24 protein-coding genes are annotated in these 24,356 nt (G+C 71.6%); 10 read left to right on the top strand and 14 right to left on the bottom strand.

Features of this window, described 5'->3' with window-relative positions; all coding sequences use genetic code 11:
- Positions 1-23: 23 nt before the first annotated feature.
- From BM127_RS11915 to BM127_RS11890, 7 genes are all read right to left on the bottom strand, one after another.
- Positions 24-701, bottom strand: coding sequence for a response regulator (locus tag BM127_RS11915; protein ID WP_091198898.1), 678 nt, complete (start codon positions 699-701; stop codon positions 24-26).
- Positions 698-3,247: a DUF4118 domain-containing protein gene (locus BM127_RS11910; RefSeq protein WP_091198897.1), complete on the bottom strand. Its 2,550-nt coding sequence runs from the start codon at positions 3,245-3,247 to the stop codon at positions 698-700. Before BM127_RS11910 ends, BM127_RS11915 begins: the two co-directional genes overlap by 4 nt.
- A 4-nt stretch (positions 3,248-3,251) precedes the next feature.
- The gene (kdpC, locus tag BM127_RS11905) at positions 3,252-3,848 is read right to left on the bottom strand and encodes a potassium-transporting ATPase subunit KdpC (protein WP_091198896.1); all 597 of its coding nucleotides are present in this window, start codon (positions 3,846-3,848) and stop codon (positions 3,252-3,254) included.
- A gap of 2 nt (positions 3,849-3,850) precedes the next feature.
- A complete protein-coding gene (kdpB, locus tag BM127_RS11900; RefSeq protein WP_091198895.1) occupies positions 3,851-5,863 on the bottom strand; it encodes a potassium-transporting ATPase subunit KdpB in 2,013 nt (670 codons plus the stop codon).
- Positions 5,860-7,518: a potassium-transporting ATPase subunit KdpA gene (kdpA, locus tag BM127_RS11895; RefSeq protein ID WP_091198894.1), complete on the bottom strand. Its 1,659-nt coding sequence runs from the start codon at positions 7,516-7,518 to the stop codon at positions 5,860-5,862. Before kdpA ends, kdpB begins: the two co-directional genes overlap by 4 nt.
- On the bottom strand, positions 7,515-7,607 hold the full coding sequence (locus BM127_RS21870; protein ID WP_139227717.1) for a potassium-transporting ATPase subunit F: 93 nt from the start codon (positions 7,605-7,607) through the stop codon (positions 7,515-7,517). Before BM127_RS21870 ends, kdpA begins: the two co-directional genes overlap by 4 nt.
- Before the next feature lie 93 nt (positions 7,608-7,700).
- Complete coding sequence (locus tag BM127_RS11890; protein WP_091198893.1) at positions 7,701-8,093, bottom strand: DUF4446 family protein; 393 nt, start codon at positions 8,091-8,093, stop codon at positions 7,701-7,703.
- Positions 8,094-8,188: 95 nt separating this feature from the next.
- Here BM127_RS11890 and BM127_RS11885 point away from each other — a divergent pair, with 95 nt between their 5' ends.
- The 6 genes from BM127_RS11885 (at position 8,189) to BM127_RS11860 (ending at position 13,599) form a co-directional block, all read left to right on the top strand.
- Positions 8,189-9,034, top strand: a complete 846-nt coding sequence (locus tag BM127_RS11885; RefSeq protein ID WP_372476667.1) for a prephenate dehydratase — start codon at positions 8,189-8,191, stop codon at positions 9,032-9,034.
- Positions 9,035-9,082: 48 nt separating this feature from the next.
- The gene (locus BM127_RS11880; RefSeq protein WP_231263405.1) at positions 9,083-9,688 is read left to right on the top strand and encodes a TMEM165/GDT1 family protein; all 606 of its coding nucleotides are present in this window, start codon (positions 9,083-9,085) and stop codon (positions 9,686-9,688) included.
- Complete coding sequence (locus tag BM127_RS22555) at positions 9,670-10,812, top strand: GNAT family N-acetyltransferase (protein WP_198554440.1); 1,143 nt, start codon at positions 9,670-9,672, stop codon at positions 10,810-10,812. The genes BM127_RS11880 and BM127_RS22555 overlap by 19 nt, the downstream gene beginning before the upstream one ends.
- Positions 10,813-10,945: 133 nt before the next feature.
- Positions 10,946-12,181: an arginine deiminase gene (locus tag BM127_RS11870; RefSeq protein ID WP_091198891.1), complete on the top strand. Its 1,236-nt coding sequence runs from the start codon at positions 10,946-10,948 to the stop codon at positions 12,179-12,181.
- A 57-nt stretch (positions 12,182-12,238) separates the two neighbouring features.
- Positions 12,239-12,613: a cyclic nucleotide-binding domain-containing protein gene (locus BM127_RS11865; protein ID WP_091198890.1), complete on the top strand. Its 375-nt coding sequence runs from the start codon at positions 12,239-12,241 to the stop codon at positions 12,611-12,613.
- Positions 12,614-12,618: 5 nt separating this feature from the next.
- Complete coding sequence (locus BM127_RS11860) at positions 12,619-13,599, top strand: adenylate/guanylate cyclase domain-containing protein (RefSeq protein ID WP_231263404.1); 981 nt, start codon at positions 12,619-12,621, stop codon at positions 13,597-13,599.
- A 127-nt stretch (positions 13,600-13,726) separates the two neighbouring features.
- On the opposite strand, the gene BM127_RS11855 is transcribed toward BM127_RS11860, so the two are convergent.
- On the bottom strand, positions 13,727-14,656 hold the full coding sequence (locus BM127_RS11855; RefSeq protein WP_091198888.1) for a DUF5926 family protein: 930 nt from the start codon (positions 14,654-14,656) through the stop codon (positions 13,727-13,729).
- Between the two features lie 34 nt (positions 14,657-14,690).
- Positions 14,691-15,530, bottom strand: a complete 840-nt coding sequence (locus BM127_RS11850; RefSeq protein ID WP_091198887.1) for a glycerophosphodiester phosphodiesterase family protein — start codon at positions 15,528-15,530, stop codon at positions 14,691-14,693.
- Positions 15,531-15,759: 229 nt separating this feature from the next.
- Here BM127_RS11850 and BM127_RS11845 point away from each other — a divergent pair, with 229 nt between their 5' ends.
- Complete coding sequence (locus BM127_RS11845; protein ID WP_091198886.1) at positions 15,760-16,533, top strand: hypothetical protein; 774 nt, start codon at positions 15,760-15,762, stop codon at positions 16,531-16,533.
- A gap of 134 nt (positions 16,534-16,667) precedes the next feature.
- Here BM127_RS11845 and BM127_RS11840 read toward each other — a convergent pair whose 3' ends face one another.
- Complete coding sequence (locus tag BM127_RS11840; protein WP_091198885.1) at positions 16,668-17,009, bottom strand: UBP-type zinc finger domain-containing protein; 342 nt, start codon at positions 17,007-17,009, stop codon at positions 16,668-16,670.
- Positions 17,010-17,026: 17 nt separating this feature from the next.
- Positions 17,027-17,509 carry a DUF2087 domain-containing protein gene (locus BM127_RS11835; protein WP_091199166.1) on the bottom strand — a complete coding sequence of 161 codons (483 nt, stop codon included), beginning with the start codon at positions 17,507-17,509 and terminating at the stop codon, positions 17,027-17,029.
- 304 nt (positions 17,510-17,813) lie between these two features.
- On the opposite strand from BM127_RS11835, the gene BM127_RS11830 reads away from it, so the two are divergent.
- Entirely contained in the window at positions 17,814-18,437 is a 624-nt protein-coding gene (locus BM127_RS11830; protein WP_091198884.1) for a LysE family translocator, read from the top strand.
- On the opposite strand, the gene BM127_RS11825 is transcribed toward BM127_RS11830, so the two are convergent.
- The gene (locus BM127_RS11825; protein WP_091198883.1) at positions 18,424-19,410 is read right to left on the bottom strand and encodes a TerC family protein; all 987 of its coding nucleotides are present in this window, start codon (positions 19,408-19,410) and stop codon (positions 18,424-18,426) included. The genes BM127_RS11830 and BM127_RS11825 overlap by 14 nt on opposite strands.
- Positions 19,411-19,592: 182 nt before the next feature.
- On the opposite strand from BM127_RS11825, the gene BM127_RS11820 reads away from it, so the two are divergent.
- A complete protein-coding gene (locus BM127_RS11820; protein WP_091198881.1) occupies positions 19,593-21,020 on the top strand; it encodes a dihydrolipoyl dehydrogenase family protein in 1,428 nt (475 codons plus the stop codon).
- Positions 21,021-21,246: 226 nt separating this feature from the next.
- Here BM127_RS11820 and BM127_RS11815 read toward each other — a convergent pair whose 3' ends face one another.
- Complete coding sequence (locus BM127_RS11815; RefSeq protein ID WP_091198879.1) at positions 21,247-22,455, bottom strand: ATP-binding protein; 1,209 nt, start codon at positions 22,453-22,455, stop codon at positions 21,247-21,249.
- 85 nt (positions 22,456-22,540) lie between these two features.
- On the opposite strand from BM127_RS11815, the gene zwf reads away from it, so the two are divergent.
- Positions 22,541-24,061, top strand: coding sequence for a glucose-6-phosphate dehydrogenase (zwf, locus tag BM127_RS11810; protein WP_372476661.1), 1,521 nt, complete (start codon positions 22,541-22,543; stop codon positions 24,059-24,061).
- A 17-nt stretch (positions 24,062-24,078) separates the two neighbouring features.
- On the opposite strand, the gene BM127_RS11805 is transcribed toward zwf, so the two are convergent.
- Entirely contained in the window at positions 24,079-24,342 is a 264-nt protein-coding gene (locus BM127_RS11805) for a hypothetical protein (protein ID WP_091198877.1), read from the bottom strand.
- Between the last annotated feature and the right edge of the window lie 14 nt (positions 24,343-24,356).

Genomic DNA, 24,356 nt, shown 5'->3' with positions numbered 1-24,356 from the left:
GGGATCGCAGCGACCGCCGAGGGTCAGGACCCGGTGAACCGGTAGCCCATCCCCGGCTCGGTCAGGAAGAGGACCGGCCGACCCGCGTCGACCTCGAGCTTGCGCCGGATGCTGGCCATGTGGACGCGGAGGTAGTTGGTCTGGCGCTCGTAGGCCGGCCCCCACACCGCGCTCAGCAGCTCGGCCTGGCGCACGAGCCGGCCGCGCCGGCGCGCGAGGACCTCGACGATGCGCCACTCGATCGGGGTCAGGTGGATCTCCACGCCGTCGCGGGTGGCGCGGGAGTCGGTGACGTCGAGCCTCAGCCCGTCGGCCTCGACGACCAGCTCCGGCTCCTCGCGGCCCACGCGGCGTGACGTCGCGCGGACCCGCGCCAGGAGCTCCTCGATGGAGAACGGCTTGGTGATGAAGTCGTCGGCGCCGAGGTCGAGGGCCTCGACCTTGTCGTCGGACTCGGTCCGCGCCGACACGACGATGACCGGCACCTGGGTGAAGGTCCGCAGCCGGGTCAGCACCGCGACACCGTCGAGGTCGGGGAGGCCGAGGTCGAGCAGGATCACGTCGGGCATCCGTTCGTCGACGATCTGCAACGCCGAGCGGCCGTCACCCGCCGTCTCCACCTCGTAGTCGCGGGCGCGCAGGTTGATCGTCAACGTACGCCGCATCGCAGGGTCGTCGTCGACGACCAGGACGAACGTCATGCAGGCTCCTCGACGTGGGCGGGCGCGGTCTCGGGAGGCTCTGCGTCCGACGGGGCCGGCAGCTCGAGCACGAAGGTCAGCCCACCACCGGGCGTCTCCTCCGTCGCGATCGTGCCACCCATCGCCTCGGTCAGTCCGTGCGCCACGGCGAGCCCCAGGCCGACCCCGTCCTGCTGCGGCACGTCGCCGAGCCGCTGGAACGGCGCGAAGAGGCGGTCGCGGTCCCGGTCGCGGACACCGGGCCCGGAGTCGGCGATCCGGAGCACGACGCGGTCCGGCGTGGCCGTCGCGTCGATCCGGACCCGCGCCGAGTCGGGGGTGTACTTCAGCGCGTTCTCACCGATGTTGGCGATCACCCGGTCGAGCAGCCCCGCGTCGGCGAGCACGACCACGTCGGGATCCACGTCGACCTCGATGCGCTCGCCGCCGGGAAGGGGCGCCAGACCGGCCCGTACGGCGGCGGCGAGGTCGACCTCCGTGCGGGCGACCCGGACCGAGCCGGTGCTGATCCGGCTCATGTCGAGCAGGTTGGCCACCAGAGCCGTGAGCCGGTCGGTGGACTCCTCGATCGTCAGCAGCAGCTCGGCCTCGTCCTCCGCAGACCAGGCGACCTCCGTGCTGCGGAGGCTGGCGACCGCGACCTTGACCGCAGCCAGCGGGTTGCGGAGGTCGTGCGAGACGGCGGCCAGCAGCGCCGTACGCGTGCGGTCCACCTCGGTCAGCCGGAGCCGGTCGACCTCGGCCGCGGTGGCCCGCCGTCGTTCCTCCATCACCTTCGCGTAGGCGGCGTAGGCGTTGAGCAGGCCGCGGCGACTGGCCGGCAGCGTCGCTCCGGACAGGACCAGCGTGCTGCGGTCGTCGATCGCGGCCGACATGTCCGCGGACTCGACCGACGCGGGCGCGGTGCCGTAGGACGCCACGACGCTCTCCACGCCGGTGTCGTCCCGACGCAGCACCGCTGCCCCCTGAGCACTGAAGAGGCGGCACGCCGAGGACAGCAGGCCGGGCAGGTCGTCGGTGGAGGTGAGCAGGCTGTGCGCGAGCACGGTCAGCGCGTCCGCCTCCGCCCGGGCGGCGCGGGCCTCGGCAGTCCGCCGCGCCGCGTTGTCGACCACCGTCGCGACGGCGATCCCGACGGCGACGAAGATCGCGATGGTGACGACGTTCTCCGGCTCGGCGATGGTCAGCGTGTAGAGCGGTGGGGTGAAGAGGTAGTTGAGCAGCAGCGCGCTCGCCAGCGCGGAGACGACGGCCGGCGCCAGTCCGCCGATCAGCGCGGTCGCGACCACGACCACCATCAGCGACATCGCCTCGATGGGGAGGCCGTGCAGGTCGCGGGTGAGCGACAGCAGCAGGCTCAGCAGCACCGGCACGGCGAGCCCGAATGCGAAGCCCGCGAGACGTCGACGGGGTCCGACGTTCTGCACGTCCGGGCGGCGGTCGGTCGACCGGCCGCGGGCGTAGTCGTGGGTCACGATGTGGATGTCGATGTCCCCCGAGCCGGCGACGACGCGCTCCCCCACCCCCGGCCGGACCACGGTCGAGACACGACCGCGGCGACTCGCTCCGATGACGACCTGGGTGGCGTTCTCGGCGCGCGCGAAGGCGAGGATCGCGTCGGCCGGGTCGTCGCCGACGACGGTGTGGAAGGTGCCGCCGAGCTCGTCGGCCTTCGCCGCGAGGTGCGTGAGGCTGTCCGGGGAGATGCCGGTGAGGCCGTCGCGGCGGGTGACGTACAACGCCTGCCACTCCCCGCCCGAGCGCCGCGTCGCGATCCGTGCCGCCCGCCGCATCAGCGTCGTCGACTCCGGACCGCCGCTCACCGGTACGACGATGCGCTCGCGCGTCGCCCAGGTGGCCTCGATGTCGTGCTGGTCGCGATAGCGCTCGAGGCCCTCGTCGACCCGGTCGGCCAGCCACAGGAGGGCCAGCTCGCGCAGCGCCGTCAGGTTGCCCTCGCGGAAGTAGCGCGACAGCGCGGCGTCGATCTTGTCGGCGGCATAGATGTTGCCGTGCGCCATCCGTCGTCGCAGCGACTGCGGGCTCATGTCGACCAGCTCGATCTGGTCGGCCGAGCGGACGACGTGGTCCGGCACCGTCTCGCGCTGGCGGACGCCGGTGATCGCCTCCGTGACGTCGTTGAGGGACTCGACGTGCTGGATGTTGACGGTCGTGATCACCTCGATGCCGGCGTCGCGCAGCGCCTCCACGTCCTGCCAGCGCTTGTCGTGCGTGCTGCCGGGGACGTTGGTGTGGGCGAGCTCGTCGACCAGGACCACGTCGGGGTGCCGCGCGAGGATCGCCTCGAGGTCCATCTCCTCCTGCACCGTGCCGCGGTAGTCGACCTGTCGGCGCGGCACCACCTCGAGCCCCTCGAGCTCGCGCTCGGTCCTCGGCCGCCCGTGCGTCTCGACGTAGCCGACGACGAGGTCGGTGCCGCGCTCGAGCCGCCGGTGCCCCTCGTCGAGCATGGCGTAGGTCTTGCCGACACCCGGTGCCGCGCCGAGGTAGACGCGCAGCCGTCCGCGTTCGGTGGGCACAGGCATGGACTCAGTCTCCACCCGGGGCCGATGCCCGGACCGCGAGGTTCAGCTCGAGGACGTTGACACCGGGCTCGCCGAGGAAGCCGAGCCCCCGGCCGTCGGTGTGCGCGGCGACCAGGTCCTCGACCTCGTCGACCGTCAGGTCGTTGGCCTCGGCGACCCGCGGCGCCTGGAGGAGTGCGTACGCCGGGGAGATGTGGGGGTCGAGGCCCGAGCCGGAGGCGGTCAGCGCGTCCGGGGGGACGTCGCCCGGGGACACGCCCTCGCGGGTGGCGACCTCGGCGCGACGCTCGTCGATGGCAGCGAGGAGGTCCGGGTTGGAAGGGCCCAGGTTGCTCGGAGCCGACGCCAGCGTGTCGTACGCCTGGGGCGAGGGCCGGGAGTGGAACCACTCGTCGCCCTCGAACTGCTGGCCGATGAGCCGGGACCCGACGACCTCGCCGTCGACGCGTACGGGCTGGCCGTCCGCCCGGTCAACCAGGGCCTGGCCGGCGCCCCACACGGCGACCGGATAGCCGACACCGAGGAGCACCGTCATGACGAGCAGCATGCGCAGCGCGGCGAGGGACTGGCGGGAGAGGTCGGTGAGCAGGTGCGTGAGCATGGTCAGTTCATTCCTGGGAGGGTCGAGACGAGCAGGTCGATGAGCTTGATCCCGACGAACGGCACGACGAGGCCGCCGAGGCCGAAGACGAGGATGTTGCGGCGCAGCACCGCCGTCGCCGACGCGGCCCGGAAGCGGACCCCGCGCAGGGCCAGCGGGATCAGCGCCACGATGACCAGGGCGTTGAAGATGACCGCCGAGAGGATCGCGGACTGCGGCGTGGCCAGGCCCATCACGTTGAGCCGGTCGAGCGACGGGTAGGCGGCGACGAACATCGCCGGGATGATCGCGAAGTACTTCGCCACGTCGTTGGCGATGCTGAAGGTGGTGAGCGCGCCCCGCGTGATGAGCAGCTGCTTGCCGATCTCGACGATGTCGATGAGCTTCGTCGGGTCGGAGTCGAGGTCGACCATGTTGCCGGCCTCCTTGGCGGCGGCGGTGCCGCTGTTCATCGCGACGCCGACGTCCGCAGCGGCCAGGGCCGGGGCGTCGTTGGTGCCGTCCCCGGTCATCGCGACGAGCCGTCCGCCCTCCTGCTCCTTCTGGATGTAGGCCATCTTGTCCTCGGGGGTGGCCTCGGCGAGGAAGTCGTCGACCCCGGCCTCGGCGGCGATGGCCTGGGCGGTGAGGGCGTTGTCGCCGGTGATCATCACCGTGCGGATGCCCATCGACCGGAGCTCGGCGAAACGCTCGGCCATGCCCTCCTTGACGACGTCCTTGAGCTGGATGACGCCGAGCACCGTGCCGGTGCCCCCTGGGTCCCCGGCGTCCTTGCGACCGATCACCAGCGGCGTACCTCCCTCGCGGGCGATCGCGTCGACGGTGTCGCGCACCTCCTGCGGCTCGTGCCCGAGCCAGCCACCGATCGCGGACCCCGCGCCCTTGCGGACCTGGGTGCCGTCGGCGAGGTCGACCCCCGACATCCGGGTCTGGGCGGTGAACTCGACGAAGACGGCATCGCCGGGCAGGTCCCGGTCGTCGGCGCCCTGGGCGAGGGCGAGGTCGACGACCGAGCGACCCTCCGGGGTCTGGTCGGCCAGGCTCGCGAGCCGGGCGGTGTCGCGCAGCTCGGCGTCGCTCACGCCAGGCGCAGCGACGAACCGACTGGCCTGGCGGTTGCCGTAGGTGATGGTGCCGGTCTTGTCGAGCAGGAGCGTGCTGACGTCACCGGCGGCCTCCACGGCGCGGCCCGACATGGCGAGCACGTTGACCCGCACCAGCCGGTCCATGCCGGCGATGCCGATCGCCGAGAGCAGCGCGCCGATCGTGGTGGGGATCAGGCAGACCAGCAGCGCGACGAGGACGACGAGGTCCTGGGGCGCACCGGCGTACGTCGCCATCGGCGCCAGTGTCGCGACGGCCGCGAGGAAGACCAGGGTCAGGCTGGCGAGCAGGATGGACAGGGCGATCTCGTTGGGCGTCCTGCGCCGCGAGGTGCCCTCGACCAGGGCGATCATCTTGTCGAGGAAGGTCTCGCCCGCCGCGGCCGTGATCCGGACGACGATCCGGTCCGACAGCACGCGGGTGCCGCCGGTGACGGCGCTGCGGTCGCCGCCGGCCTCGCGGATCACCGGCGCGGACTCGCCGGTGATGGCCGACTCGTCCACCGAGGCGATGCCGTCGACGATGTCGCCGTCGCCGGGGACCACGTCGCCGGCCTCGACGACCACCCGGTCACCGACCTCGAGCTGCGTCGCCGCGACCTCCGTCTCTGTGCCGTCGTCGCCGAGCAACCGGGCGACGGTGTCGGTGCGGGCGGCCCGGAGCGAGGCGGCCTGGGCCTTCCCGCGACCCTCGGCCACGGCCTCGGCGAGGTTGCCGAAGAGCACGGTGAGCCAGAGCCAGGCGGCGATGGACACGGTGAAGACGCTCGGGTCGCCGATCGCAGCCACCGTGGTCGCGACCGAGCCGAGCAGCACCAGGAACATCACCGGCGAACGCCACAGGTGGCGTGGGTCGAGCTTGCGGACGGCCTCGGGCAGCTGGTGGGCGGCCTGGGTCAGGAGGGTGCTCATGCGAGGGCCTCAGCAATCGGTCCGAGGGCGAGCGCCGGGAAGTAGGTGAGGCCGGTCATGATCACGATGACCCCGACCAGCATCCCGACGAAGAGGGGCGTGTGGGTGGGCAGCGTGCCCGCCGTGGCGGGCACCTTGCCCTGCTCGGCGAGCGACCCGGCGAGCAGCAGGACGAGCACGATCGGCACGAGCCGGCCGAGCAGCATCGCCAGCGCCAGCGTGATCTGGAGGAAGTCGGAGGTCACCGTGAGCCCACCGAAGGCGCTGCCGTTGTTGTTGGCCGCGGACGTGTAGGCGTACAACACCTCCGAGAACCCGTGGCCGCCCGGATTGCCCATGGCTTCTGCGGTGTCGCTGCGCGCGATGGCCGTCCCGGTGCCGACGAGGACGAGGGCGGGGGTGGTCAGCGTGTAGAGGGCGACGTACGTCATCTGGCGGGCGCTGATCTTCTTGCCGAGCAGCTCGGGGGTGCGGCCCACCATCAGCCCGGCGACGAAGACGGCCAGGATCGCCATCACGAGGATGCCGTAGATGCCGGCGCCCACGCCGCCGGGCACGATCTCGCCCAGCATCATGTTGACCAGCACGGTGCCGCCGCCGGCCGGGGTCAGCGAGTCGTGCGAGGCGTTGACCGCGCCGGTCGACGTACCGGTGGTGGCGACCGCGAACAGCGCGGACGCCCACTCGCCGAAGCGGGTCTCCTTGCCCTCCATCGCCGCGCCCGCGGCCCGTCCGGCCGCCGAGTGCGCGCCGACCTCGGCCCAGGTGGTGACCGCGAGGGAGACCGACCAGAGGATCGTCATCACGCCGAGCACCGCGACGCCCTGGCGGCGGTGGCCGAGCATCGTGCCGAGCGTCCGGGTCAGTGCGACCGGCAGCACCAGGATGAGGAAGACCTCGAGGAAGTTCGTCAGGGCGGTGGGGTTCTCGAAGGGGTGCGCGGAGTTGGCGTTGAAGAAGCCGCCACCGTTGTTGCCGAGCTCCTTGATCGCCTCCTGGCTGGCCACCGGCCCGCCGGTCAGCACCTGGGGGTGGCCGGCGAGGGTCTGCACGGTGGTGTCGGCGAAGCTCTGCACGACACCACCGGCGAGGAGCAGCAGGGCGGCCACGACCGACAGCGGCAGCAGGATCCGGAGGGTGGCGCGGGTCAGGTCGACCCAGAAGTTGCCCAGCGTCCCGCTGCGGGCCCGTACGAACCCGCGGATCAGCGCGACGGCGATCGCCATGCCGACCGCGGCGGAGAGGAAGTTCTGCACCGCCAGTCCGGCCATCTGCGCTGTGAAGCCCAGCGTCGACTCACCGGCGTAGGACTGCCAGTTGGTGTTGGTGACGAAGGAGACCGCCGTGTTGAAGGACATCCACCACGGCATTCCGGGCAGCCCGCGATCCATCGGCAGGGCCGCCTGGCCGACCAGCAGGGCCATCAGGCCGACGATGCCGACCAGGCTGAAGCCGACGACGCTGGTGGCATAGGAGCGCGCCCCCTGCTCGGCGTCGGGGTCGACGCCGGTGAGGCGGTAGACGCCGCGCTCGACGCGCAGGTGGCGGGTGCTGGTGAAGACCCGCGCCATGTAGTCCCCGAGCGGGACGTAGGCCGCGGCGAGCAGGACGATGAGGAGGGCGATCGTCACCAGACCGCCGAGGGTGTCGGTCACGAGAAACGCTCCGGGAAGACCAGGGCCGCAAGGACGTAGAGGGCGATCACGATGACCGCGCCCACGAGCAGGCCGCTTTCGATGCTCATGTCCTCGAGCGTCGACCCGACCGGGCGGGATCAGGCCGGTCTTGTCGCCGTCTTAGCGCCCGTTGACGGGCACTTGTCGCCTACCTGGCCACCTCAGGGGCGGGCGTGCTCGATCGCCTCGAGCTCCTCCGGCGACAGCTGCTGCTCGCAGGTCCAGCCGGCGACGGACTTGGCGTAGGTGCGGGCCTCGCTGCGCCCGTGGATCGAGGTGAGGACGGTGCCGTGACCGGCGTCGTCGAGCAGGGCCAGGCTCCAGCTCAGGTGGCCGCCCACGTCGCCGAAGGCGTCGTAGCGCACGACGGAGAGGTGGCGCAGCGCGTCGGCGTTCTCGGCCTTGAGCGCCGCGACCTCCTGCCGCAGGCCGTGGACGTCCTCGGGCAGCGCATCCACGCCCTCTCCGCTCGGGCGCGACGTCGTACGACGCAGGGCGAGGCCGGCCAGCACGCAGGCCAGCGCAGCAAGGACGACAGCGACCACATCGAGCATGGGGTGACCCTATGTTCGCGGGGCGGTATCGGCCGGTCGGACACGGCCGCGCGTGCCAGACTCGCGGCGTGACGGAGTCTGCGGTGGGGTCTGATGTGGCGGGGCCGAGGCGCCGGATCGCCTACCAGGGCGAGCCGGGGGCCAACTCCCACCTCGTGTGCCAGCAGGCCTACCCGGACTGGGAGCCGGTCGCCTGCGCGTCGTTCGAGGACGCGTTCGCCGCCGTCGAGGGCGGCGACGCCGACCTCGCGATGATCCCGATCGACAACTCCATCGCCGGCCGGGTGGCCGACATCCACCACTTCCTGCCGACGTCCGACCTGCACATCGTCGGCGAGCGGTTCCTGCGGATCCAGTTCTCCCTGATGGCGCTGCCGGAGGCGAGCATCGACTCGCTGCGCACCGTGCACAGCCACGTCCACGCGCTCGGCCAGTGCCGCGGGGTCATCCGCGAGCTCGGCCTCACTCCCGTCGTCGCCGGCGACACCGCCGGTGCCGCGCGGGAGGTCTCGGAGTCCGGCGACCTGACCCAGGCCGCGATCGCGCCGCCGCTGGCCGCGGAGATCTACGGCCTGCAGGTGCTGCGCGAGGAGATCGAGGACGAGGACCACAACACCACCCGCTTCGTGGTGCTGTCGCGCGACTTCGAGCAGGCGACCGCGGGCGAGGGCCCGGTCGTGACGACCTTCATCTTCAACGTCCGCAACCTGCCCGCGGCGCTCTACAAGGCGCTGGGCGGCTTCGCGACCAACGGCGTCAACATGACCAAGCTGGAGAGCTACATGGTCGGCGGCCACTTCACCGCCACCCAGTTCCTCGCCGAGGTCGACGGCCACCCCGACGACCCGGGCGTGCGCAACGCGCTCGAGGAGCTGGCCTTCTTCACCACCGAGGTCAAGGTCCTCGGGGTCTACGCGGCCGACGCGTTCCGGGACGGGTAGTCGCGGGCCGCGTAGTTCGCGATTGAACGACCCTGAGAGACTCGGTCGGTGATTGATCTGCTGGTCGTGGCCCTCGCCTTCGGCGCCATCTTCGTCGTCGAGCTCCCCGACAAGACCTTCATCGCCACCCTGGTGATGTCGACGAAGATGCGACCGCTCTTCGTCTGGATCGGCGTCGCGCTGGCGTTCCTCGTGCAGACCGGCGTCGCGGTCGGCCTCGGCAAGGCCGCCTCGTTCCTGCCCGAGCAGCTCATCCACAGCATCGCTGCGCTGATGTTCCTCATCGGAGCGGTGATCCTGTTCCGCGAGGCGCGCTCGGCCGACGCCGACGAGGCGGGCCAGGAGGAGGAGTACGCCGCCAAGTCCGACGCCGACGCGCACGGCTTCCGGGTCGTCGTCACCTCGTTCCTGGTGCTCTTCGCGGCCGAGTGGGGCGACCTGTCCCAGCTGCTGACGATCTCGCTCGTCGCGAAGTACGACGACCCGGTCTCGGTCTTCCTCGGCGCCTGGGGCGCGCTGCTCGCGGTCTCCGGCCTCGCCGTGATCGTCGGGCGCCTGCTGCTGCAGCGCGTGAAGCTCTCGGCGCTCCACTACGTGGGTGCCACGGTCTGCGTGTTGATGGCACTGTTGACCGTGTGGGAGATGACGCGCTGACCGGATCGGTCGAGAGGGCGGTCCACGACCGCTACCTCGCCGTCAACGGCGACCACCCGATGACCGCCGCGGACGACGCCTACGTCCGTGAGCACTTCGTCGCCGCCACGCCCGGGGCGATGCAGCTCATGCTCGAGGGCCGCCTGCCACTGCCGTCGTACGTCCTGGGCGACGGGACACCGATGGTCCCGGCCGCGCACGGAGCGGTCGCCGAGATCGCCGGCGGTGTCGACGAGCTGCACGACTGGTTCGTGGCGTTCTGGGCCGAGGACCCCGCGAGCGGCGAGCAGGAGTGGAGCCACTACCTGTCCGGGCAGTACGTCTGCCTCCGCGAGGTGCTGCCGTTCCGCATCAGGCAGAAGAACGAGCGCGTGGCCGAGGCTGCCGCCGCGGTCGACCTGCTGCGCCGCGACCCGCACGACCCGATCGCGCGCGGGATGATCGGCGAGGCCGTGGACGGCGTGATCGCCGTTCCCGGGCTGGACGCGCTGCTGCTGCCGATGACGGCGTACGACCGGCTCCGCTTCGGCGGTCCCACGGTCCGCGAGACCTGGGTCGACGCACCCCGACGGGAGTTCCTCACACCCGCGCCTCCGGTCTGGCCGCTGCTCACCGAGCGGCTGACGCTGCGGCCCTTCGAGATCGGCGACGCTGCCGCGTTCGTCGATGCGTGGGCCTCCGAGGAGTGGACCAGCCTCCTGCTGAGCCGTCCGATGAACCCGGCCGAGGTCGCCGAGCTGGTGCGCCGCCGCACCGACCCGGGCGACGGCGAGTTCATCGGCCTGGCCGTGGTGCACGACGGTCAGGTCGTCGGCGACTCGATGCTGCACCTGCAGGGCACCGGCCTCAGCGAGGGCGAGATCGGTTGGACGATCCTGCCGCAGCACGCCGCCCGCGGCTTCGCGACCGAGGCCGCCCGCGCCGTGCTGCGACTGGGCTTCGAGCACTACGGCCTGCGGCGGGTCGTGGCCAACCTCGACGCGCGCAACGACCGTTCGGCCGCACTCTGCGAGCGCCTCGGGATGCGCCGCGAGACCCACCGGCTCGGAGACTTCTGGTCCAAGGGCGCCTGGACCGACTCCTTCGAGTACGCCCTGCTGGCGGACGAGTGGCGCGCGTGGTGACACGGCCCCGACCACATCCCGGAGTGCATCCCGCCGCGTGGTGACACACCCCGTGCCAGGTCGGGGCACAGGTGGCGCTGGGTGGTGGCGCCTGCTGTGTCACAAAGTGCCCGGACCGCACTAGAGTCCCGACATGGTCTCCACCCCCACGGCCCCCCACGGCGCTGACAGCGAGGTCGGCCGCCTGGCCACCGTGATGCTGCACCGCCCGGGCAACGAGCTCAAGCGCCTGACGCCGCGCAACAACGACCGCCTCCTCTTCGACGGCATCCCGTGGGTGAGCCGGGCGCAGGACGAGCACGACGCGTTCGCCGCCACCCTGCGCGAGCGCGGCGTCGAGGTGCTCTACCTGACCGAGCTCCTCACCGAGACGCTCGAGAGCCCGGCCGCACGCAACCACGCGATCACCAGCGCGCTGTCCGGGCTGCACCTCGGCGACACCATGCGCCGCTACCTCGCGCAGTCGCTGCGCGACCAGTCGCCGTCGGAGCTGACCGACACGCTCACCTCCGGCATCCGCAACGACGAGGTCCGCGGCGGCCACGGCCTGGTCACCAGCCTGCTGCACCCCCACGACTTCCTCATCGACCCGCTGCCCAACCTGCTCTTCACCCGCGACTCCAGCGTGTGGGTCCGCGACCGGGTCGCGGTCACCAGCCTCGCCATGCCGGCCCGCAAGCGCGAGACCCAGCTGACCGAGCTGATCTACACCGAGCACCCGCGCTTCGCCGGCACCCGCAAGATCCACGGCTGGCACAACGAGCACGTGGAGGGTGGCGACGTCCTGCTGCTGGCCCCCGGCGTCATCGCGGTGGGTGTCGGGGAGCGTACGACCCCCGCCGGCGTCGAGCGGCTGGCCCGCCAGGTCTTCCACGCCGACCTCGCCCACACCGTGCTGGCCGTGCCGATCGCCCAGGAGCGGGCCACGATGCACCTCGACACCGTCTGCACGATGGTCGACGTCGACAAGGTCGTGATGTATCCCAACGTCGCCGACACCCTCCGCGCGGTGACCGTGACCCTCCGCGACCCCGGATCCGGCGAGAGCGACCTGACCCTCGACGTCAGCGACTGGGAGCCGTTCCTGGTCGCCGCGGCCAAGGCGATGCAGATCGACACGCTGCACCAGATCGACACCGGCCTCGACCCGGTCACCGCCGAGCGCGAGCAGTGGGACGACGGCAACAACACGCTGGCCCTCGCCCCGCGGGTGGCCGTCGCCTACGAGCGCAACGACGAGACCAACGACCGGCTCGAGGACGCCGGCATTGAGGTCGTCCGGATCGCCGGGTCCGAGCTGGGCTCGGGACGTGGCGGACCGCGCTGCATGAGCTGCCCGATCTCGCGGGAGCCGCTGCACGTCGACTGACCGAGGGTGGCTGCTCAGCGGGCCATCACGTTCGCCGCGATGGATCGTTGAGTTGTCATGACTGACTCGATCCTGGATGCCCTCGACCCCGCTGACGCCCAGCGTGTGCTGGCTGGGGGCAACGCGTTGACCCTGCCGCAGGGCTGGTCGCCCATCGCGGCAGGCACCCCCGCCGACAAGGCGTACCTCATCACCGAGGGTGAGGTGTCGGTGCGCAAGGGCGGCGTGGAGATCGCCACCCTCGGGCCCGGTGCCGTCGTCGGGGAGGCCGCCATCGTCAACCGGACGCTGCGCTCGGCCACCGTCGTCGCCCTGACCCCGCTCACGGTCGTCCACTTCACGAGCGAACGCCTCGAGGAGCTGGCCGACCAGGTCCCGGCCTTCGGCGCCGCGCTGCGTGCCGCCGCAGCCGGGCGGGTCGCGGGACGCTGATCCACGTGGACGGGGACGTCGGGCGTGCGATGGAGGCGTTCCTGCTCGGCCAGGAGCCGAGCCTGACGCGGGTGCAGGTCGCCGAGCGCGCCGGCGTACCCCTCGACGTCGCGGTCACGCTGTGGCACCAGCTCGGCTTCCCGCACCACGACGACGACGATGTCGCCTTCGCGGAGAGCGACGTCGAGGCCCTGCGGTTGAGCGCCGACCTCGTCGAGATCGGCATCCTGCCGCCTGAGTCACAGGCCGCGCTCGTCCGCACGTGGGGTCGCAGCTATGCCCGGCTGGCGGAGTGGCAGACCACGCTGCTCGCCGGTCTCGCGGTGGAGGGCGGCGACCCCGCCGCCGCCCTCGCCGACCTCGCCACCGAGGTGCTGCCGCGGGTCGAGGAGCTGCAGTCCTACGTCTGGCGCCGCCACCTGGCCAGTGCCGCGCAGCACCTGCTCGCCGACACCAGCTCGCTCACGCAGGCCGAGACGCAGCTGTCGGTGTGCTTCGTCGACATCGTCGGCTACACCACCCAGAGCCGCAGCCTCGACGGGGCCGAGCTGGTCGCCTGGGTGGACCGCTTCGAGCAGGACACGACCACCCTCGTGGTCGACCACGCCGGCCACGTCATCAAGACCATCGGCGACGAGGTCCTCTTCACCGTCGCCGACCCGGCCGCCGCGGTGACGATCGCACTCGCGCTGACGGCCCGCGGCGAGGACCCGGACGACCCGTTCCCCGCGGTGCGGGCCGGCATCGCCCACGGCGCCGTCGTACGACGACTCGGCGACGTGTTCGGCTCGACCGTCAACGCGGCCTCGCGCCTGACCTCGGCCGCGCGACCCGGGACGGTGCTCGTCGACGCGGGCGTCCGCGAGGCGCTGACGGCCGAGGAGGACGACGAGTCAGCCCGGGAGGAGGACTGGCGCTGGCGCCGGGTGCGGCGGGTGTCGGCGAAGGGGTTCCACCACCTCGAGGCGTGGCGGGTGAGGACGTGAAAGCCCGGTCGTTGTTGACGGGGGAAACAACAACGACCGGGCAGCCATGAATCTACTCCGCTCGTCAGGGCGCGCACAACCATTGGCCCGGTTGTGTTCACCTCGTGGAGGAGGTGTAGGCCGGTCCTTACCGGATCGTCACCTGACGGTTGGCGAGTCCTGCGCGAGCGGACCTCTCCGCGGCCGTCAGCTCCCCACCCTTCAGCGCCTCCTCGAGGTCCGCGGCGAACTTGGCGGCCGGCTCCTCGAGGACCTCGGCACCGGTGCCGAGCGGCAGGTCCCACACGGGGGCGAGCAGTCCGTGGGCGCGGAACATGCCGACCAACCGCGAGCCCTCGGCCACGGAGTCCTGGCCGGCAGCGTGCAGGCGGGCGAGCGCGTCGAGGAGCTGGTCCTCCGGGTGGGGCATCACCCAGCGCAGGTGCTCCTTGGTGCCGACGTTGGTCCAGTACGACGCCTCGACCGAGCTCAGCCGGACGGTGGGCATGACTCCGCCGTTGGCCTGCTCGAGCGCCGCCTCCATGGTGGCGTCGCGGTCCGGGATGTCGTCGATCCAGTACTCGAAGCCGTCGTGGACGGTGATGTCGAGACTGGTGTCGGTGATCAGGTCCTGCAGGCTCGGGCCCTCACCGGGCGCGGTCGGCAGACCGACGATGCCGGGCTCCTCGGTGGCCAGCGCGGCCTCGAGCACGGCGCCGAGGTCGCGGGCGGGGTTGCCGTAGGAGTGCTGCACCTGGAGACCGAGCCACACGTCGCCCGAGTCGCGGACCATCGCCGGCGCGGCACCGGGCAGGAGCGTGGCGAGGCGGATCGTACGGCCGCCGTCCTTCAGCGTCAGCGGTGCGGTCGCGGCAGGCACGAGCTCGCGCAGCGCGATCACGTCGCACTCGTCGGGCATCCCCTCGAAGGGACGCGCCACGAAGGTGGGAGCGGCGCCGCCGGCTGCGCCGTGGCAGGCCTTGTAGCGCTTGCCCGATCCGCAGGGGCAGGGCTGACGGGGGCCGACCTCGCCGGGGGCGGAGGCGGTCTGGGTGCGGGTGCGGGACTTCTTGGCCATAGGCCGGAGCCTAGTGCGAGGGGTCCCAGCCGCCTCAGTCCGCCGACCCGAGCAGCTCCAGCATGTGTGCCGGTCGGTCGCTGATCACCGCGGTCACGCCGAGGTCGAGGCAGATCTGCAGGTCGTCGGCGGTGTTGACGGTCCACACGTGGATCTCCCGTCCTGCCTTGACCAGGTGCTTGCCGAGCCCCGGGTGCTCGCGGAGCTCCTTGATGCCTGGGCCGATGATCCAGCGGTCGTCGACCACCGGCCGCAGCACCGGCCAGTGGTGCGCCTTGTCGACGAGCATCACGACGTCGAGCTCGGGGGCCAGCCGCCGCACCCGGTTGGCGGCGTTGAGCGAGAAGCTCATGATCCGCGCCGGCGACCCGGCCCCGTCCCACCCGAAGTCGCCCAGGGTCTCGACCAGGCGTCGCTCGACGAGCCCGCCGTAGCGGGTCGGGTGCTTGGTCTCGATGGCCAGCTCCACGTGCCGGTCGTAGTCGGCCACCATCTCCAGCAGCTTGCGGAGGGTGAGCACCTTGCCGGCCTCCGGGTCACGGTCGGGCGCCTCGTCGTCGAGCTCGGCCCACGGGCTCTTCCACGACGCGAAGTCGAGCTCGTCGAGCTCGGCGAGGTTCATCGTCGACACGAGCCCGGGCGTCGCCGCCGTACGGAGCAGGTTGCGGTCGTGCACGCACACGAGGTGGCCGTCGGCGGTGAGCCTGACGTCGCACTCGAGGGCGTCCGCCCCCTCGTCGAGCGCCTTCACGTAGGCGGCGAGGGTGTGCTCCGGGTTGTCGTGGCTGCTGCCGCGGTGCGCGACGACCTGTGGTCGCGAGCGGGCGCCGCTGTTGTCCTGACGGGCGCGGCGGATGCGCGGCGTACGACGCATGGGGTGAGCATGACACGTCCGGCGACAGGTGTGCGGCAGACCCGACGTACGTCGCCCGGTCTAGACCCGCGGCGCGCGAAAGGTAAAGAAATCCGACCTCCGGACGCCGCGTGGGTCGAATCTGCCCGGAGCCGGGTGAGGCGTGGCTAACCTCCGACTGCGGCACTGCTCGAGCGTGTGGGGATACGCCCGGTGCCGCGACCAACCGGGAGTCTTCATGAGCAAAGCCATGCCTTCGCGCCGCAACGTCGTGCGCTCCGCCGCCTGGACGGTGCCGATCGTGGCCGTCACGGCGGCCGCGCCGGCGTACGCCGCTTCGTGCGGGACCGCCACCTACACGTGGCGGCTCGACTGGAGCAACGACAACGCGACCGATGCGTTCACCACGACCTACCCGGCGCCGACGACCCTCGGTGGAGTCCAGACCGGGGTCGCCACCATCACCGGCCCTGCGGGCACCACGCCGCTCAAGGTCACCTTCAGCAGCCAGATGCAGGGGACCATGTCGCGCGACGGCGACAACCTCCAGCTGTCCAGCTCGCTGTCGCCTGCGGCCGACAACGTCGGTGGGCTCAACCAGGGGGCCGGGCTCAACATCTCCCACCAGTCGCCGATCCCCAACGGTCGGGGCAACCGCCAGGACATCTCGATCTCCTTCGACCGACCGGTCACCGGCCTGACCTTCACGATCACCGACATCGACCGCCAGGACGGCGACTGGAACGACCGCGTCGAACTGACCGGCACTCGCACCTTCTCCGCGCCGAACGTGAGCGGCAACGGGACCAACGGGACCGCACCCATGTTCAACAACAACGCGTGGCGCCCTCGGAACAACGCCGACAACGCCGACAACGACTCGAACGACGGCAACGTCACCGTCACCTTCGGCGGCACCATCGCCGCCAACACCGCCATCGTCATGTCCTTCTGGAACAACTCGGGGAACGGCAACCAGCGCGTCTTCCTCAGCGACTTCACCTTCACCGCGCTCGGCTGCTGACCCCAGCCGAACGCATTCCGGCGTGTCCCCACGGCACGCCCGACGAGCGGTGCGTGAGACACGTTGGAAAACCCCACGGCATGTCTCACGCACCGCTCCCCCAGCACGAGCCACCCGACCGCGCCGCAGTGCCGTCAGCGGATGTGGTCCTGCCAGTCCTCAGGCACGCGTCCGGCCGGCCCGGGGACGGGTTGGTCGTCAGGGTGGGCCTGGGGGTCGGCGAGCCGTGGGCCGACCACCCCGACGGACCGGGTGAAGTCCCAGAACCAGTCCTCACCCGGCTCGAAGCTCTGCATCACCGGGTGCCCGGTCGCCTCGTGGTGCGCCGTCGCGTGCTGGGCCGGGCTGGAGTCGCAGCAGCCGACGTGTCCGCACTGCGCGCAGCGGCGCAGGTGCACCCACCAGCCGCCGTCCTCGTCACACTCGACACAGCCCGGACCGGACGGTGCCACCTCGGGATCGATACCTGCAGTCATGCACCCAGCGTGCCCCTTCACCCGCCGGAGCGGAAGCGTCCGGCGAGGAACTCCGGCAGCCAGTGCGCCTCCCACGCCGGGATCTCCTGGTGCTCGATCGCGGCCCGCGCCGGCGCCCGCTCGGCGGTCCGGTAGCGACCGCCCTCCCGCTCGAGATAGTGGTAGTTGACGAGCTCACGGCGCAGGTAGGCGCAGTCCTCGTGCACGTCGAGGAGCACGTCGTTCACCTCACGCTCGGCGTAGACGCGTCCGGGCTCGAAGCGACTCACCACTTCCAGCAGCACCGCCGCGCGCACCTTGCGCTTCGCCGGGACCCGCTCGATGCGTCCGTCGCTGAAGAGCCGGCCCACCAGTCGCTCCTGCTCGGCCCGCGCGACGTCGTACGCCACCTGCCGCGGGCTGCGATCGGCCTCCACCGCGGCGCGGGCGGCGGTGTAGGTCTCCCCGGTCTCGGCCATGCGCGCACGCACGACCTGCTTGAAGTCGCTGTCCCTGGTCATCTCGAACACCCTCGGCTGCGCTGCGTCCCCAGTGCGCCGCTGCAGCGGGCGTGAACGGTGTGACTCATGGATGCGTCCGAGGATCTGCTCCCCTTCACCGCCTCGCGCGGACTGGGGCCGTCGCGGTGGGCTGGGCGCTGGACGGCGCCCTTGCGGATGAGTCTCTCAGAGACTCAGGCGACAGGGCAAAGCCTTTGACCCGCGAGAGCAACCACCGGGACATCACGTCGCGCAGCGACCGGCAACGGAACCAGCCCTCGGAATCGACCTGACACCGACGACGGCGTGGCCCCACACTGGGACCATGCCGTCGTCGAGCCAGTGGATCGCGTTCCTCGTCGCGTCGATCCTGTTCATCCAGGTGCCGGGCCCGAGCCTGCTCTTCACCATCGGCCGCGCCCTCACCGTCGGGCGACGCGAGGCACTGCTCTCCGTGGTCGGCAACGCGATCGGCCTGCTCGCCCAGGTGAGCCTGGTGGCCATCGGCCTCGGCGCGGTCGTCGCGGCCAGCGCCACGGCGTACACCGCCATCAAGCTCCTCGGTGCGGCGTACGTCATCTGGCTCGGCGTCCAGGCGATCCGCCACCGCAGCGACGCCCGCCGGGCGATGACCGACGCTGCGCCGGTCCGGCGCGGTCACCCGGTGCGGATCGGCTTCACCGTCGGGGCGACCAACCCCAAGACCATCGTCTTCTTCGTGGCGTTCCTGCCGCAGTTCACCGACCCGAGCGGTCCGGTGGCCCTGCAGACGGTGGCGCTGGGCCTGGTGTTCGGGGTGCTCGCCGTGGCGTCCGACAGCATCTGGGCGCTGGCCGCAGGGGCCGCGCGTACGTGGTTCGCACGGCGGCCCCAGCGCCTCGACGCCCTCAGCGCCACTGGCGGGACGATGATGATCGGCCTCGGCGCGACGATGCTCACCGTCGACTGACGAGCTCCTCGTCGTCGGCGGGCTTCGCGCGCCTGTTGGCGATCAGGCTCGTGCACACCGTGACCGCCAGGATGCCAACGATCACGAACAGCGACGTCAGCGTCGGCACGTCGGGGATCGACGGCCAGACCAGGTGCGCCCAGTGCAGGACCAGCTTGAACCCGATGAAGCCGAGGATCGCGGCCAGGCCGTAGCTGAGGTGGACCAGCGCGCTGAGCGCGCCCTCGAGCACGAAGTAGAGCGCCCGGAGGCCGAGCAGCGCGAAGGCGTTGGTGACGAAGACGAGGTAGGGGTCACCGGTGATGCCGTAGACCGCCGGCACCGAGTCGACGGCGAAGACGATGTCGGTGGCCAGCACCGCGATCGTTACCAGGGCGAACGGGGTCAGGTAGCGCGTACCGCTCCTGACCACCGTCAGCCTGGCGCCCTCGTAGTCGTCGGTGACCGGCATGAAGCGCCTGGCGACCTTCACCGCCCGCAGCTCCGAGACGTCGACCTGGTGCTCGGTGCCGCGGATCGCGTCACGCAGCAGCTTGACGCCGGTGAGCAGCAGGATCGCGCCGAAGATCAGGAACACCCAGTCGAAGCGCGAGAGGGCGGCCGCACCGAGCGCGATGAAGATGCCCCGCAGGACGAGCGCGCCGATGATGCCGTAGAGCAGCACCCGCTGCTTGAGCACCTCCGGCACGGCGAAGGCCGCCAGCAGCAGCATGAAGACGAACAGGTTGTCGACGCTCAACGTCTTCTCGACGAGGTAGCCGGTGTAGTACTCCAGCCCGCGGTCACCGCCGTGGGCCGACCAGACGTAGAGGCCGAAGGCCAGCGGCAGCGCGACGTAGAACGCCGACCACGCGATGGCCTCCTTCATCGAGACCTCGTGGGGACGCCGCGTCGCGATGAAGTCGACGACGAGCAGGGCGAGCACCACGCCGATGGTGATGAACCACAGGGTGGGGGACGCGATGGACGACATGGATCTCCTCAGGTGTGAACGCCTGAGGTCTCCCCCACCGCCCGAGGGCGGCCTCCGCCGAAGCGCCTTCGGAGGCGCCGTACTGACCGGCTGATGTTGGGTGGGGTACTCCCCTCGTGGACGAGTGTAGTTGAACGAGCAAGGGCATCGCCACTTCAGCCGGGCCACGTATCGTCCACGGCATGGAGACAGTGGAGTACGACGTCGTGGTCATCGGTGGCGGTCCGGCCGGGGAGAACGCAGCGCAGTACGCCGTCGAGGGCACCGACCTGACGTCGGTGCTCATCGAGCGCGAGCTGCTCGGCGGCGAGTGCAGCTATTTCGCGTGCATGCCGAGCAAGGCGCTGCTGCGACCGATCGCCGTCGCCGACCTGACCGGCGACCTCGACGGGGTCTCGACCGCCCACGTCGCACCGAAGGCGCTGCTCGAGCGCCGCGACTACTGGGTCTCGGACTACAGCGACAGCGGCCAGGAGTCGTGGGCCGACGGCGCCGGCATCGCGGTCGTACGCGGAGCCGCCCGGCTCACCGGCGACCGCACGGTCACGGTCACCTCCGCCGCAGGCGACGTGACGGTGCGTGCGCGGCAGGCCGTGATCATCGCGACCGGCAGTGAGGCGAGCGTCCCCGACGTCTACGCCGACGCCCTCCCCTGGGACTCCCGCGACGCCACGGGTGTCGTCGACGTGCCCGACCGGCTGGTGGTCGTGGGGGGCGGGGTCGTGGCGTGCGAGGCGGCGATCTGGATGACGGCGCTCGGCTCGCAGGTCACCCTCGTCGTCCGCGACTCACGGCTGCTGGGACGCACCGAACCGTTCGCCGGCGAAGCGGTCCTGGCCGGCCTGCGGGAGCGCGGCGTGACCGTCCACCTCGACACCGAGGTCAGCGACGTACGCCGTGACGCACCCGCCGCGACCGGGCTCGGCCGGATCCACGGCGGTGTCGTCACCCTCACCACCACCGCCGGTGAGCTCGAGGCCGACGAGCTGCTGCTGTCGATCGGCCGGAAGCCGCGCCTCGACGACCTCGGGCTCGACTCGGTGGGACTCACCCGCGAGGACGTCACCGGCGGCAGGCTGCCCGAGTGGCTCCACGCGGTCGGTGATGCGAGCGGTGGCCCGCCGCTGACCCACTGGGGCAAGCACCAGGCACGCGTCGTCGGGGCCCGCATCGCCGCAGCGGCGAAGGGCGACGTGGCCTGGGAGCCCGACCGGGAGGCACCGGTGCCGCAGGTGGTCTTCAGCGACCCCGAGGTCGCCAGCGTCGGGATGACCGAGGCCGAGGCGCGCGACCGCGGCCACGACGTCGTCACCACCCGGGTGCCCACCTCCTCGGCGGCGGGCACCGCGCTGCTGCGCGACCACGTCGCCGGCGAGTCCCAGCTGGTCGTGGACGCCACCACGCGGTTGCTGCTCGGCGCGACCTTCGTCGGCCCCGAGGCGGGCGAGCTGGTCCACGCCGCGACGGTGGCCATCGTCGGGGACGTCCCGGTGCACGTGCTCCGCCACGCGGTGGCGTCCTACCCGACCGCCAGCGAGCTGTGGCTGCGGCTGCTGGAGGAGCTGCCGCGCGAGTTCCGTACGCCCGCACCGCCCCACCCCGCTGGTTGAGCAGCGAGCGAAGCGTCCCCACCCGCTGGTTGAGCAGCGAGCGAAGCGAGCGTGTCGAAACCAAGGGTCTCGGATGGCCTTGGTTTCGACACGGGCGCCAGCGCGCCCTGCTCAACCAGCGGCTCACGCCAGCGCGCCCTGCTCAACCAGCGGCTCACGCCAGCGCGCCCTGCTCAACCAGCGGCTCACACCCGCGCGCCCTGCTCAACCAGCAACTCGCGCCGACCTACCCCCGCTCGCGGAGGTAGCGGCCGAAGTGCGGGACCGTGAAGGCGATCCGGCCACGCTCGCCGGAGTAGACGAGGCCCTTCTTGAGCAGCGAGTCGCGCGCGGGTGACAGCGACTGCGGCTTCTTGCTGAGGTGGGCGGCGACGTCGGCGCTGAGGACCGCGTCGCCCTCGACCTCCCCGCCCGACTGCAGCTGGGCGGCCGCCACCTCCGCCATCGCCATCAGGTAGTCGCGCTCCCCCGGCGTGGCCCGCTCGTAGCGCGATCCGAAGAACCCGACGGCCAGCTCGGACTCGGCCTCCGGGGCCGCGACGGCCACGTCGGCGGCAGTGATCGGCGAGCGGGGCGCGAGGTCCCAGACCGCCTTGCCGTAGGCCTGGATGAAGTAGGGGTAGCCGCCGGTGGCGTCGTACATCGCGGCGAGCGCGTCGGCGGCGAAGGCGGCGTCCTCGTCGGCCGCAGGCGCCTCCAGCGCGCGGTCGGCCGCGTCGCGGGTCAGCCGGTCGATGCGCTGGTAGCGGAAGAGCCGCTCGCTGTAGGACTTGCTGGCGCTCAGCACCGCGGGCAGGTGCGGCAGTCCGGCGCCGACCACGATCACCGGCAGCCCGGACTGGCTGAGCTCGTGGCAGGCGGCGCACAGCGCGGAGATGTCGTCGGGGCCGAGGTCCTGCATCTCGTCGATGAAGATCCCGATGCCCTTGCCGACGTCGGCGGCGAGCCCGCCGAGGTCGGTGAAGAGCTCGACGAGGTCGATCTCGATGTCACCGGAGTCGGCGCGGCCGCGGACGGCCGGCGCGTCGATGCCCGGGCTCCACTGGTCCTTGAGCCTGGCGGCGGTGCCGGCGTCGCGGTGGGCGAAGGACTTGATCACGCCGAGGACGTGGTCGACCGACTCCTCGTCGCGGTGCCCGAGCTCGCGCACGGCCTGGTGCAGCGCGCTGCTCAGGGGTCGTCGCAGCCCCTGGCCGGGCCGGGCCTCGAGCTTGCCGGTGCCCCACCCCTTGCGAACGGCGGCGCCGCGCAGCGCGTTGAGCAGCACCGTCTTGCCGACACCGCGCAGGCCGGTGAGCACCAGGCTGCGCTCGGGGCGTCCCTTGGAGACCCGCTCGAGGACGACGTCGAAGGCAGCGAGCTGCTCGTCACGACCGGCCAGCTCGGGCGGGCGCTGGCCGGCGCCGGGGGCGTACGGGTTGCGAATCGGGTCCACGATCAGAAGGTATCGGCCGATCTAGGCGCGACCTTAGATTGACCGATAGACGGCGAGTCGACCCGTGCGGTGCGACGATCGACGCGTGACCGAGCCGTTCGCGCCCCCCTCCGTGCACACCGAGCCCCAGTCCATCTCCTACCCGGCGGAGGCGCGGGCCTCCTCGCGCTACACCGCCGAACGCGTCGATCCCCACGTCATCGTGCTCTTCGGCGCGACCGGCGACCTGGCCCGCCGCAAGCTCCTCCCGGGCATGGCCCACCTCGTCCTGTCCGAGCTCGCGCCCGACATCCGCATCATCGGCACGTCGCTGGAGGAGATGGACGACGCCGGCTTCCGGGAGTTCGCCCGCACCGCCGTCGAGCAGTTCGGCACCCATGAGCTCACCGCCGAGCAGTGGAACACCTTCGACGACCACCTCACCTACGTCCCGCAGGGCGCCGGCCCCGACGCGCTGGCCGCCGCGGTGGCGGAGGCCGAGCGCGCGCTCGGCAGCGACGTACGCCGCCTGCACTACCTCTCCGTGCCCCCCAAGGCGGCGCTGCCGGTGATCGAGATGCTGCGGGCGGCGGACCTGGTCAGCCGCGCGCGCGTGGTGATGGAGAAGCCGTTCGGCACCGACCTCGCCAGCGCGATCCACCTCAACGCCCGGGTCCACGAGACGTTCGACGAGTCGCAGGTCTTCCGCATCGACCACTTCCTCGGCAAGGAGGCCGCGCAGAACATCCTGGCGTTCCGCTTCGCCAACGGTCTCTTCGAGCCGATCTGGAACCGCACCTTCATCGACCACATCCAGATCGACATCCCCGAGACGCTCGGCCTCGACCAGCGGGCCAACTTCTACGAGTCGACCGGCGCCTACAAGGACATGGTCGTCACGCACCTGTTCCAGGTGCTCGCCTTCGTGGCCATGGAGCCGCCGACGGCGCTCGAGCCGCGCGCGATCTCGGAGGAGAAGAACAAGGTCTTCCGCTCACTGCTGCCGATCGACACCCACAGCGTCGTCCGCGGCCAGTTCACCGGCTACACGGACCTGCCGGGCGTGGCGTCCGACTCCGACACCGAGACGTTCATCGCGATGGAGTGCCGCCTGGACAACTGGCGGTGGGCGGGCGTGCCGTTCTACCTCCGCACCGGCAAGGAGCTCGCCGAGGGCAAGCGAATCATCTCGATCGCCTTCAAGGAGGCGCCGCGCTCGATGTTCCCGGAGAACTCCGGGGTGGGGGCCAGCGGTCCCGACCACCTCACCTTCGACCTCGCCGACGAGTCCAAGGTGTCCCTCTCCTTCTACGGCAAGCGACCGGGTCCGGGCATGCGGCTGCAGAAGCTGTCCATGCAGTTCTCGACCGGCGAGACCGAGACGGCCGGCGACGTCCTCGAGGCGTACGAGCGCCTGATCCTCGACGCGATGCGCGGCGACCACACGCTCTTCACGACCGCCGAGGGCATCGAGTCTCTGTGGGACCGCTCCGCCGCCCTGCTCGACAACCCACCGCCGGTGAAGCCCTACGCCCCCGGCACGTGGGGGCCCAACGCGATCCACCAGCTCGTCGCGCCGCACGCCTGGCGGCTGCCGTTCGAGCGGGAGTGGCGCGCCAAGAAGTAGCAGGCGGGTCCGGCCGGTCAGCCCGCCTGGCTGGGCCGGTCCAGCCGCTCGACGCGCTCGCGCGCGGCGTCGTACGCCTCGTCGAGGCCGCCGCGCAGCAGGGCGATCAGGTCCGGCACCTCGTCGGCGGCGAGGCGGAAGGTGCCGGCGCACACGTTGTCGCGCCACAGCGACAGCACGACCAGCTGCGACTCCTGGTGCCAGGTCACGCGCAGCGAGCGGTCGACACCGCGGGGGTCGAAGAAGACCGCTCCGGTGCGAGGCGTGCGCGGCTGGACCATGTCCCATTGTGACT

The organism is Nocardioides alpinus, assembly GCF_900112035.1.
Classification (GTDB): Bacteria; Actinomycetota; Actinomycetes; order Propionibacteriales; family Nocardioidaceae; genus Nocardioides; species Nocardioides alpinus.
This window is presented reverse-complemented; position numbering and strand designations above follow the sequence as displayed.